The following is an 11,716-nucleotide window of genomic DNA, read 5'->3' on the forward strand; positions in this document are numbered from 1 at the left end:
TGCGAAATATTATTAGATAAAGCATCATCTTGTACAAAAGGCTAGATGCTGACTTTGACCACAGAACGCCGTCGTCTGTTAGCTAGAACCGATTTGACTCGTATATGGAGGAGGTACAAGAAAATGGAAGTCTTAAAAGTTTCAGCAAAGTCCACACCAAATTCTGTCGCAGGTGCTCTAGCTGGTGTTATTCGTGAACGGGGTGCTGCCGAGATTCAAGCAATTGGAGCCGGTGCTCTTAACCAATCGATTAAGGCCATCGCCATAGCTAGGGGATTTGTTGCTCCTAGTGGTATTGATCTTGTGTGTATTCCTGCTTTTACAGATATTGAAATTGATGGTGAGGAGCGTACAGCGATTAAACTTATCGTTGAACCTCGCTAGAAATCTTCAACAACTTGACTTCTATACTATAGGTAGACAGGATTTATAGTCGCAAGTGCGACAGTAGCCGAGCAGATAGGGCTCGGCTTTTTTTATGAACAAAAACGCTGAGTGGGGAGCTTGGCGTTTTTTATATTACTACCGAGGAGAAAGTTCATCCTTTGTTGGAATGATGAAAGTTCTTGCAATTTTCTTACAGAGAGTCTATCATTAAATCGCTTAATAGTAATAATAAGATATTCAAATCATTATAAACGCAGTAAAGTCTAGTGCGTTACTCGGATTTATGCTACAATGATTTTACTATAAAAAAGCAACAGGAATGCTGCTAACACATATAGATGGCTATAGGGCCAAAGGGGATGGATAGAATGAGAAATCAATTATCATGGAAAGTGGGAGGCCAGCAGGGTGAAGGGATTGAGAGTACGGGTGAAATATTCGCATCTGCTCTAAATCGACTTGGTTATTACTTGTATGGATATCGACACTTTTCATCACGTATAAAGGGTGGTCATACTAACAACAAAATTCGTGTCAGCACAAAACCATTGAATTCGATTTCTGATGATTTAGATATTCTCGTTGCGTTTGATCAGGAAACGATAGATGTTAATATTCATGAATTACGTGAAGAAGGTATTGTCATCGCTGATGCTAAATTTAAGCCAGAGTTACCAGAAGGAAGCGAAGCACGTTTATACGCTGTACCATTTACTGAAATTGCAACAGAATTAGGGACTTCTTTAATGAAAAACATGGTGGCTGTAGGAGCTTCTAGCGCAATTCTTGGCTTATCTCCAGACACGTATAAAGATGTTGTAGAGGATTTATTTTTAAGAAAAGGTGCAGCAGTCGTTGAAAAGAACATGGAAGCCATACGTGCGGGTGCCGATTACTTTAAAGCAGAGGCAGGAGAAATCTCTACTAATCTACAATTAGAAGAAGCAGATGGAAAAAAGCGTATGTTTATGATTGGAAATGACGCTATTGGAATGGGTGCAGTTGCTGCTGGGGCGCGTTTTATGCCAGCATACCCTATTACTCCAGCTTCAGAGATTATGGAATATTTAATTAAAAAGTTACCAGAGTTCGGTGGTACTGTTATTCAAACAGAGGATGAAATTGCTGCATGTACGATGGCCATTGGTGCTAATTATGCAGGTGTCCGTTCATTTACTGCGTCCGCTGGTCCTGGTCTATCACTTATGGCAGAAGCAATCGGTTTATCAGGAATGACAGAAACTCCATTAGTTGTAGTAGATACTCAACGTGGTGGCCCTAGTACAGGTCTACCGACAAAGCAAGAGCAGTCCGATTTAATGGCGATGCTTTATAGTACACATGGTGACATTCCGAAAATTGTAATGGCTCCAAGTACTGTAGAAGAAGCATTTTATGATACAGTTGAAGCTTTTAACTTAGCTGAAGAATTTCAATGTCCAGTTATTCTAGTAACCGATTTAGCTCTTTCACTAGGAAAACAAACGGTTGAACCTCTTGACTACAGTCGAGTGGAAATTCGTCGTGGGAAATTAGACGTGAAAGAAGAATTACCTGAGCGTGTAGATGGAGCTTATTTTAAACGTTATGAAGTAACAGAAGATGGAGTTTCTAATCGTGTGATTCCAGGAATGAAGAACGGGATTCACCATGTAACGGGTGTAGAACATGATGAAACCGGAAAGCCGTCTGAAAGTCCTGAAAATCGTAAGGCGCAAATGGATAAACGTTTACGCAAGTTAAATAATCTTCCGAAGACATTTAAGGATCCTATCTATGTTAATGCAACTCATGAAGAAGCTGATTTATTAGTCGTTGGTGTGAACTCAACTCGTGGAACAATCGAGGAAGCGATGCCTCGTTTAGAAGCTGATGGAGTAAAGGTTAATTTAGCACAAATTCGTTTACTTCACCCATTCCCGAAGGATGAACTACAGGCACTAATGAACAAAGCGAAAAAGGTTGTTGTTGTAGAAAACAATGCAACAGCTCAGTTAGCTAATATCATTAAAATGAATGTTGGTGGCGAGAAAATCGAAAACGTCCTGAAATATGACGGAAATCCATTCCTACCAGCAGAATTACATCAAGTTTGTAAGGAGTTGGTCTAATCATGGCGACGTTTAAAGATTTTCGTAATAAGGTAAAACCAAACTGGTGTCCAGGCTGTGGTGATTTCTCTGTACAAGCTGCTATCCAGCGTGCTGCAGCTAACGTTGGTCTTGAGCCAGATGATCTCGCTGTAATTTCAGGGATTGGCTGTTCGGGGCGTATTTCAGGATACATTAATTCTTATGGTTTCCACGGAGTCCATGGACGTGCACTTCCAATAGCTCAAGGGGTAAAAATGGCTAACAAAGATTTGACTGTTATCGCATCTGGTGGTGACGGTGATGGATTTGCGATTGGAATGGGTCATACAGTTCATTCGATCCGTCGTAACATCGATGTGACTTACATCGTCATGGATAACCAAATTTATGGTTTAACAAAAGGGCAGGCATCACCAAGAAGTGATGCAGGCTTTAAAACGAAAAGTACTCCAGGTGGAACAATTGAATCAGCATTGAACGTTATGGAAATGGCCCTAACTGCTGGTGGAACATTTGTTGCACAAAGCTTCTCTAGTGATCTTAAGGAATTAACATCTTTAATCGAACAAGGCATTAATCATAAAGGATTCTCATTAATAAACGTTTTTAGTCCTTGTGTTACATTCAACAAAGTGAACACATATGATTGGTTTAAAGAGAACATTACAAAGCTATCAGATATTGAAGGTTATGACCCTTCTAATCGTATGCAAGCTATGCAAACATTGATGGAGCATAATGGTCTAGTAACAGGACTTATCTATCAAAACACAGAACAACCATCATACCAAGAGTTAGTAAAAGGATACGACGAAAACCCACTAGCTCACCAAGATCTAAAACTAGACGAAGAAAAATTCAACAAACTAATGGCAGAATTTATGTAAGCAAAGAAGCGTAGGGCGTTTTTCCCCTACGCTTCTTTGCGAAAGCTTGAGGTGAACTTCCCTCAAGCTCATGTTTTAGCGTAGGGCGTTTTTCCCCTACGCTTCTTTGCGAAAGCTTGAGGTGAACTTCCCTCAAGCTCATGTTTTTTAGCGTAGGGCGTTTTTCCCCTACGCTTCTTTGCGAAAGCTTGAGGTGAATTTCCCTCAAGCTCATGTTTTTTAGCGTAGGGCGTTTTTTCCCTACGCTTCTTTGCGAAAGCTTGAGGTGAACTTCCCTCAAGCTCATGTTTTTTAGCGTAGGGCGTTTTTCCCCTACGCTTCTTTGCGAAAGCTTGAGGTGAACTTCCCTCAAGCTCATGTTTTTAAGCGTAGGGTAAACTGCCCTACGCTTCTTCAATGAAAATTCTCCATCTTCTTCAATCCCCATCTTAGTAATAGGCATGTAAAGATACACGCATCCTCAGCTTGAACAAAACCCATCCGAGCATACTTAAAACGGTGCTTCTAACCTGATCTTCAATGTTGATGATAAATTTAATCGACCACTAGTTTAGCTTTTAATGAAATGCTATTAAAACCAATGGCAAGTGCAGAAGTAACTAGTGCGATTTTGATTAGATTTTATTTCATTTTCTTAAATTCGAGAATGAAACGCATGGATACAGGAAAATGTTTCAAATAAAAAGATAAATTTTCTAATCCCATTACCCAATCTTTCTTACTTTGTCAAACAAGTTTCATTGTCTTTGGTTGAAAACACACGTATAATATACTATTGAACGTTTAATGGAAGGAGAATGACCTATGAATGAGGAACAACGTTTAGGACGTCAAGGTAATACAGGAGCATCCGAAGAGGACGTAAAATCCTTGAACGGAAATGCAAAAAAAGATTATAGTAAATACTTTGATTTTTCAAATGCAAAGGTAATATCCGAGGAAGACAATAAGAAGATTATTAAAATCGGTAGTCGAGAAATATCGATTCTTGATCAGCCGGATTATAAACAAGGGAAACGACGTGGTAAGGAAGAGGTACAAGTAATTAGGCCAGACGAACTGATTCCTGCAGAAATGAAAACAATCGGAAACGGTAAGAAGTTTCTAATTCGCACGTACGGCTGTCAAATGAATACACATGATTCAGAGAACATGGCAGGTCTTTTACTTGATATGGGATTTGAGTCGACAGAAGTAACCGAAGAAGCTGATATTATTTTACTAAATACGTGTGCCATTCGTGAAAATGCAGAAAATAAGGTATTTGGCGAAATCGGGCATTTAAAAACACTTAAAGTGGAAAAGCCTGAATTAATTGTTGGGGTTTGTGGCTGTATGTCACAAGAAGAAAATGTGGTCAATCGAATTATGCAAAAGCATCAGCACATTGACCTGATTTTTGGAACCCACAACATTCACCGTTTGCCTTATTTATTACGTGATGCGATTTATGGAAAAGAAATGGTCATTGAAGTATGGTCTAAAGAAGGCGATATTGTTGAAAATATGCCGCGTGCTCGTCAAGGAAAAACTCAAGCATGGGTAAACATTATGTATGGCTGTGATAAATTCTGTACGTACTGTATTGTCCCTTACACACGAGGAAAAGAACGTAGCCGTCGCCCAGAGGATATTATCGCTGAAGTCCGTGATTTAGCACGTCAAGGGTATAAAGAGATTACACTTCTCGGTCAAAACGTTAACGCATACGGGAAGGATTTAGAGGATATTGAATATGGTCTCGGTGATTTAATGGACGAGATTCATAAGATTGATATTCCACGTGTACGTTTTACAACAAGTCATCCACGTGATTTCGATGACCACCTCATTGAAGTATTAGCTAAAGGTGGGAATCTTGTTGAACACATTCATCTTCCTGTACAACACGGAAGCTCGGAAATTTTGAAGCTAATGGCAAGAAAGTATACACGTGAGCAGTATTTAGAGCTAGCAAAAAAGATCAAAAATACGATCCCGAATGCGTCATTTACAACAGATTTAATTGTCGGTTTCCCGAATGAGACAGAAGAACAATTTGAAGAAATGTTATCGCTTGTAAAGGAAGTAGAATTTGATAGTGCCTACACGTATATTTATTCACCACGTGAAGGAACACCGGCTGCAAAAATGGAAGACAATGTTCCCCATGAGGTTAAGCGTGAGCGCTTAGCTAGACTCAATGCTCTTGTAAATGAAATATCTGCAAAGAAAAATCTTGAATATCAAGATAAAATCGTTGAAGTATTGGTTGAAGGTGAAAGTAAGAAGAATCCAGAAATATTAGCAGGTCGTACTAGAACGAATCGTCTTGTTAATTTTAAAGCACCGAAATCAGTCATCGGAGAAATTGTTTATGTAAAAGTAACGGAAGCAAAAACATGGTCATTAGATGGAGAAATGGTTGAAGTAGCGGAGGTAAAAGCATAATGGGTACAACGTATACGAGAGAGGATATCCGATTAAAGGCACAAGAATTAGCAAAGATGCTTGCAGAGACAGAAGAGGTTGATTTTTTTAAGCGTGCTGAAAAGCAAATTAATGAACATTTGCGCGTACAAGAATTAATTGCGCAAATTAAAAAGCTTCAAAAGGAAGCTGTTAATCTTCAACATTACGGAAAAGCTGAGGCACTAAAGGAGATCGATGAAAAAATTAATCAGCTTCATGATGAAATTGATCAAATTCCTTTAGTTCAAGAGTTTAAACAAAGTCAAGTAGAAGTAAATGAACTTCTTCAAATGATTTCAAACACAATTTCAAGAACAGTTACAAATGAAATTATTACATCAATGGGCGGAGATACATTAAAGGGGACAACTACGAAAAACCCTTTAATTCAAGACCCATGCTAATAAAGGATTGTTAAAGCCCTGCGTGGACACGCAGGGCTTTGGCCTTTTCTAGATAAATGGTGTACTAATTCTCTCCTTACAAACATATCGTGTTATAGATAGCGCTTTGCTTTTATCTTTTTTTTCATTTTTTGCACATTGGTTATTCGCCCTGCATAGGATGACAGTGAAGAATTGGCGGAGCGATACAGGCATTGCCGAAAGAGCAACCGACACTTGGTTTGATATGAGAAAGAGGAGGGTATTGTAACATGTCTCACAAAGATGGATTTAACTATCGCGAAATAATTACGAAAGCGGTATGTGGAAAAGGTCGTAAGTTCTCAGAAACAACGCACCAAATTAACCCTTCCCACAGACCGTCAAGCATTCTTGGCTGTTGGATTATTAATCATAAGTACAGCGCAGAAAAGAAGGGTGATAATGTCGAAGTGCAAGGTAGCTATGACATTAATGTTTGGTATTCGTATAGTAAAAATACGAAAACCGATGTGGCAACACAAACCGTTACTTACACTGATGTAATTCCGTTAACAATGAAGGATGAAAATGTACTTTCAGACGAAATGGATGTTATTGCACGTGCGATTCAGCAACCAAACACTTTAGAAGCGGCCATTTCTAAATGTGGCGCAAATGTTGATGTTCAAGTGGAGCGCGAGTTTGTCGTCGAGTGCATTGGTGAAACGAAAGTAGCAGTAGCTGTCAATCCAGATGGCTGCATAGACGACATTCCAAGCCAAGATTATGATGATGAAGTAAGTGATGAAGAGTTTGAACGTTTAGACCCGAATTTTTTACACGGGGAATTAGGTAAATAAACACGCTCTAGCCAGGAAGAGTTACTTTCTGGCTTATTTTTGTTTAAATTTTACTGCTAACTCAATCATTTTCTTCTTTCTTTGATTGTGACAGAAAAATCCCCAAATCCTCCCTTAATGCGTCACGATTTTTACTATGTTATAATAAACGGTATGAAATTAGGACGTTGGAGGATTACCATGGCACAGCTAACACCAATGATGAAGCAGTATTTAGAGATTAAGGCACAATATCAAGATGCCTTTTTATTTTTTCGTCTCGGTGATTTCTATGAGATGTTTTTCGAGGATGCAGAGAAAGCAGCACGAGAGCTTGAAATTACATTAACGGGTCGAGGTCAAGGTGAAGAACGTATTCCGATGTGTGGGGTTCCCCATCATTCGGCGGGTCAATACATTACACGTTTGATTGAAAAAGGCTATAAAATAGCCATTTGTGAACAAGTAGAAGATCCTAAGCAAGCTAAGGGTGTTGTTAAACGTGAAGTCGTTAAACTGTTGACACCTGGAACGGTGATGGATGGAAAAATGCTACGTGAAAAGGAAAATAACTATCTTTGTTCTGTGTCCGCGTTTGAGGATGGATCATTTGGAATTGCACGATGTGATTTATCAACAGGTGAAAACGCTGTGACATTAGTAGCGCATGACATAAACGAAGTCATTCATGAAGTAGCGGCTACAGGTTCAAAGGAGCTTGTCGTAAGTGCTGACCTTGAATCTAGAATTCTCGAAAAAATCAAAGCTTCATTGCAGCTAACGATTTCGTTAGAGAGCGATACAACAGTACCGAATCCATACAGGCATATGTTTGAGCATTTAGAGCAGCAGAAGCTCATAATGACATATGCAAGATTATTAAACTATTTGATCCGTACACAAAAACGATCGCTTGATCATTTACAAGCCATACACTATTACTCAACAGACTCATATTTAAAGATGGATTTACATTCAAAACGAAATTTAGAGCTGACAGAAACGCTGCGTGAGAAAAAAAAGCAAGGGTCATTACTATCGGTTGTAGATGAAACCGTAACGGCTATGGGCGGAAGACTCGTAAAAAAATGGGTAGAACGGCCATTAGTATCAGAAAGTGAGATTGTAGAACGATTAACAACCGTTTCTACTTTTATCACACATTTCTTTGAGCGTGAAGAGCTAAGGGATGAACTAAAGCATGTGTACGATTTAGAAAGACTTGCAGGGCGCATAGCCTATGGAAGTGTTAATGCAAGAGAGCTTGTTCAACTTAAACGTTCACTTCAGCGAATCCCAGCGATTAAAGAACAACTGCTTATGATGGATAAAGGCTTTCAAAACAAATGGTTTTCTGAGGAATCGGTGTATGAGCAGTTAATTGATTTGCTTGAACGAAGTATTTTAGAGGATCCCCCTATTTCTGTAAAAGAAGGTGGAATGATTCGCGACGGGTTCCATTCTGAATTAGACACGTATCGAGATGCGAGTAAGAACGGGAAAAAGTGGATTGCTGAATTGGAACAAAAAGAGCGTGAAATAACCGGAATTAAATCACTTAAAATCGGTTACAACAAAGTGTTCGGATATTATATTGAAGTGACAAGAGCCAATATTCCTCACTTACCAGAAGGTCGCTATGAAAGAAAACAAACGCTAACAAATGCAGAACGTTATGTTACGCCAGAACTGAAAGAAAAAGAAGCGATGATCTTAGAAGCAGAAGAAAAGATGGAACAGCTTGAGTATGATTTATTTGTAGAGATTCGCGAAGAGGCAAAACAATATGTACCTGAATTACAAAACCTAGCCCATGCATTAAGTGAAATTGATGTATTAGCAGGATTTGCAACGGTAAGTGAACGCAACCGCTATGTAAAACCAACCTTTTCTAAAGCACGAAACATTGTCTTAGAAGCTGGACGTCATCCTGTAGTTGAAACCGTCATTGACAAAGGTGATTATGTTGCAAATGATGTGATCATGGCCGAAGGAAGAGAAATGCTACTCATTACAGGACCAAATATGGCCGGGAAAAGCACGTATATGCGACAGCTTGCCTTAATTGCCATTATGGCGCAAATTGGATGCTACGTTCCTGCATCGAAAGCAGAACTGCCGATTTTTGATCAAGTGTTCACTCGAATTGGAGCGGCTGATGATTTAGCGAGCGGTCAAAGCACATTTATGGTCGAAATGCTTGAAACAAAATATGCCTTAACGAAGGCTACACAAGATAGTCTGATCCTACTCGATGAAATTGGACGAGGCACATCAACCTACGATGGAATGGCGTTAGCACAAGCTATTATTGAATATATTCATGATGAAGTGAAGGCTAAAACATTGTTTTCAACCCATTATCATGAGTTAACGGCTCTAGAGCTCTCACTTCCCAATTTAAAAAATGTGCACGTTTCTGCAGTGGAGGAAAACGGAAAAGTCGTGTTCCTGCATAAAGTAATTGATGGACAAGCTGATCGAAGCTATGGTATTTACGTCGCAGAGCTTGCAGAATTACCAAAGCAGGTGACAGCACGTGCAGAGGAAATATTAAAAACATTAGAAGAAGGTTCTGCGAAAGAAGCTTTGCCATCACATAAGCTTAATTCTGCCCCTGTCAACCATTCAGAAATGCAGCTTTCTTTGTTTCCTGAAGAACCTGATTCCACAGAAAAGTCTAGGGAAGGACGTACGAAACAAGAAAATCAAGTGATGAGCAAACTGAAAAAAACCGATGTTCTTCATTTAACACCAATTGCAGCGATTCAACTCATCAACGAACTACAACAACTTCTTAAGAAAGAATAAAGGGGGAGGATAAGATGGCAAAAATTATTAAGCTCGATGATCTTTTATCAAATAAAATCGCAGCAGGTGAAGTTGTCGAGCGCCCTGCTTCGATTGTGAAGGAGCTAGTCGAGAATGCATTAGATGCAAATAGCTCACATGTTCTAATTGAAATCGAAGAAGGTGGTTTGTCATCAATCCGAATTGTCGATAATGGAGAAGGAATTGATGCAGAGGATGTTGAAACCGCCTTTTACCGACATGCGACAAGTAAAATAAAAACCGACCGTGACTTATTTAAAATTGCAACACTTGGGTTTCGTGGTGAGGCATTACCAAGTATTGCTTCTGTGTCTCACCTCACGCTAGAAACCGGAACCGGAGATGGTGCTGGGGTGAAAGTAACCCTTGAAGGGGGGCAAATCATTGATCGAACAGCCGCCAAAACTCGTCAAGGAACTGAAATCTTTGTTACAAACCTTTTTTATAATACACCAGCACGTCTGAAGTATTTAAAAACGGTTCACACAGAGGCAGGGAATGTAAGTGATATTATTAATCGTTTAGCGTTAGCTCATCCTAATGTGGCGTTTGATTTTTTTCATAATGGAAAAGAAGTATTAAAAACGAATGGTAATGGCGACAAACGCCAGGTTATTGCCGCCATTTACGGACGTAACATTGCAAAAAATATGATAGCCATTGATGAAACCTCGCTTGACTATCATCTAACAGGCTATTTGGTTAAACCTGAAATTACGAGAGCTTCAAGGCAATATATATCTATCATTGTAAATGGGCGTTATATTCGAAACTATGCTTTAGCCCGTGCGATTCAGGAGGGTTATCATACGTTACTTCCGATTGGCCGCTATCCTATTGTAGTTCTCTCTATTGACATGGATCCATCACTCATTGATGTCAATGTTCATCCCTCAAAATTGGAAGTGCGGCTTAGTAAAGAAGAAGAGCTGAGTGAATTAATTACGAATGCAATTAAAAAGGCTTTTCAAAAAGAGGTGCTTATTCCGGCAGCGCAGCTTCCTAAACGAGAGAAGCAACAAAGTGAACAAGTACCTCTTTCTTTTGAAGAAAATCGCCAGGACGTAGCGTCGCCAAAGTGGGAAGTACGTGAGCAAGTGGAAGAACAGCGCCACCCTTCAGCTCAATTAACTATTGAAGAAGATCTGAGAGTAGAACCTATTACTGTAGAAGAAAACGTGAATCAGGTAGAAGAAGCGAACAACGTATCTTCTGAGCCATTTCGTAAGGTAGGGGAACAGCAAAGTGTTGAACCTAAACCAATCCATTCACGTGTACCTGTACTTTACCCAATTGGCCAAATGCACGGGACATATATCGTTGCCCAAAATGATAATGGAATGTATTTAATTGATCAGCATGCAGCTCAGGAACGGATCAAGTATGAATATTTTCGTGAAAAAGTAGCAGAGGTAGAACCACAGCTTCAAGAGCTATTAGTACCTTTTACAATTGAATGTACAAACCAAGAAGTGACGATTATTGAGGAACATAAGGACAAGCTACAGGCGGTGGGGGTGTTTTTAGAAGCATTTGGCTCACAAACGTATATCGTTCGTTCTCACCCTACTTGGCTCCCGAAAGGTGAAGAGGAGGAGACGATTCGTGAAATCGTTGAACAACTAATTAAGCTTCGTCGTGTTGATTTAGCGAAATTTCGGGAGGATACTGCGATTTTAATGTCATGTAAAGCTTCGATTAAAGCAAATCGTCATTTGCGTCAGGAAGAAATGTTTGCTTTACTTGAAACATTAAGAAAAACAAGTGATCCATTTACATGCCCACATGGTCGTCCGATTATTATCCATTTTTCAACCTACGAACTAGAAAAAATGTTTAAACGGGTTATGTAAAGATTCGAT

General features: G+C 39.5%; 9 protein-coding genes. 8 read left to right on the forward strand and 1 reads right to left on the reverse strand.

Annotated elements, in window-relative coordinates; translation table 11 throughout:
* Positions 1-123 precede the first annotated feature (123 nt).
* The 3 genes from B1R93_RS17100 to B1R93_RS17110 all read left to right on the forward strand — a co-directional run bounded on the left by B1R93_RS17100 (position 124) and on the right by B1R93_RS17110 (position 3,367).
* Positions 124-384, forward strand: a complete 261-nt coding sequence (locus B1R93_RS17100) for a stage V sporulation protein S (RefSeq protein ID WP_010898529.1) — start codon at positions 124-126, stop codon at positions 382-384.
* A gap of 371 nt (positions 385-755) precedes the next feature.
* Positions 756-2,498: a 2-oxoacid:acceptor oxidoreductase subunit alpha gene (locus B1R93_RS17105; protein WP_088105164.1), complete on the forward strand. Its 1,743-nt coding sequence runs from the start codon at positions 756-758 to the stop codon at positions 2,496-2,498.
* A gap of 2 nt (positions 2,499-2,500) precedes the next feature.
* Positions 2,501-3,367 carry a 2-oxoacid:ferredoxin oxidoreductase subunit beta gene (locus tag B1R93_RS17110; protein ID WP_088105165.1) on the forward strand — a complete coding sequence of 289 codons (867 nt, stop codon included), beginning with the start codon at positions 2,501-2,503 and terminating at the stop codon, positions 3,365-3,367.
* Here the strand turns inward: B1R93_RS17110 and B1R93_RS17115 are convergent.
* Positions 3,360-3,809 carry a hypothetical protein gene (locus tag B1R93_RS17115; RefSeq protein ID WP_133058671.1) on the reverse strand — a complete coding sequence of 150 codons (450 nt, stop codon included), beginning with the start codon at positions 3,807-3,809 and terminating at the stop codon, positions 3,360-3,362. The genes B1R93_RS17110 and B1R93_RS17115 overlap by 8 nt on opposite strands.
* A 362-nt stretch (positions 3,810-4,171) precedes the next feature.
* Between B1R93_RS17115 and miaB the strand changes: the two genes are divergently transcribed.
* From miaB to mutL, 5 genes are all read left to right on the forward strand, one after another.
* Complete coding sequence (gene miaB, locus B1R93_RS17120) at positions 4,172-5,797, forward strand: tRNA (N6-isopentenyl adenosine(37)-C2)-methylthiotransferase MiaB (protein WP_088105167.1); 1,626 nt, start codon at positions 4,172-4,174, stop codon at positions 5,795-5,797.
* The gene (locus tag B1R93_RS17125; protein ID WP_088105168.1) at positions 5,797-6,222 is read left to right on the forward strand and encodes a YlbF/YmcA family competence regulator; all 426 of its coding nucleotides are present in this window, start codon (positions 5,797-5,799) and stop codon (positions 6,220-6,222) included. The genes miaB and B1R93_RS17125 overlap by 1 nt, the downstream gene beginning before the upstream one ends.
* Before the next feature lie 251 nt (positions 6,223-6,473).
* A complete protein-coding gene (locus tag B1R93_RS17130) occupies positions 6,474-7,043 on the forward strand; it encodes an outer spore coat protein CotE (protein ID WP_088105169.1) in 570 nt (189 codons plus the stop codon).
* A gap of 180 nt (positions 7,044-7,223) precedes the next feature.
* Positions 7,224-9,833, forward strand: a complete 2,610-nt coding sequence (mutS, locus tag B1R93_RS17135; protein WP_088105170.1) for a DNA mismatch repair protein MutS — start codon at positions 7,224-7,226, stop codon at positions 9,831-9,833.
* A gap of 14 nt (positions 9,834-9,847) precedes the next feature.
* Positions 9,848-11,707, forward strand: a complete 1,860-nt coding sequence (mutL, locus tag B1R93_RS17140) for a DNA mismatch repair endonuclease MutL (protein WP_088105171.1) — start codon at positions 9,848-9,850, stop codon at positions 11,705-11,707.
* Positions 11,708-11,716 lie beyond the last annotated feature (9 nt).

Origin of the sequence: Halalkalibacter urbisdiaboli (assembly GCF_002156385.1) — a bacterium.
GTDB lineage: Bacteria > Bacillota > Bacilli > Bacillales > Bacillaceae_D > Halalkalibacter_A > Halalkalibacter_A urbisdiaboli.

What these genes read in the sequence shown, in the direction of transcription:
- miaB (WP_088105167.1), top strand. Translation starts at nt 4,172, where the DNA reads ATGAATGAGGAACAACGTTTAGGACGTCAAGGTAATACAGGAGCATCC.
- B1R93_RS17105 (WP_088105164.1), top strand. Translation starts at nt 756, where the DNA reads ATGAGAAATCAATTATCATGGAAAGTGGGAGGCCAGCAGGGTGAAGGG.
- B1R93_RS17110 (WP_088105165.1), top strand. Translation starts at nt 2,501, where the DNA reads ATGGCGACGTTTAAAGATTTTCGTAATAAGGTAAAACCAAACTGGTGT.
- B1R93_RS17125 (WP_088105168.1), top strand. Translation starts at nt 5,797, where the DNA reads ATGGGTACAACGTATACGAGAGAGGATATCCGATTAAAGGCACAAGAA.
- B1R93_RS17115 (WP_133058671.1), bottom strand. Translation starts at nt 3,809, where the DNA reads ATGCCTATTACTAAGATGGGGATTGAAGAAGATGGAGAATTTTCATTG.
- B1R93_RS17130 (WP_088105169.1), top strand. Translation starts at nt 6,474, where the DNA reads ATGTCTCACAAAGATGGATTTAACTATCGCGAAATAATTACGAAAGCG.
- mutS (WP_088105170.1), top strand. Translation starts at nt 7,224, where the DNA reads ATGGCACAGCTAACACCAATGATGAAGCAGTATTTAGAGATTAAGGCA.
- B1R93_RS17100 (WP_010898529.1), top strand. Translation starts at nt 124, where the DNA reads ATGGAAGTCTTAAAAGTTTCAGCAAAGTCCACACCAAATTCTGTCGCA.
- mutL (WP_088105171.1), top strand. Translation starts at nt 9,848, where the DNA reads ATGGCAAAAATTATTAAGCTCGATGATCTTTTATCAAATAAAATCGCA.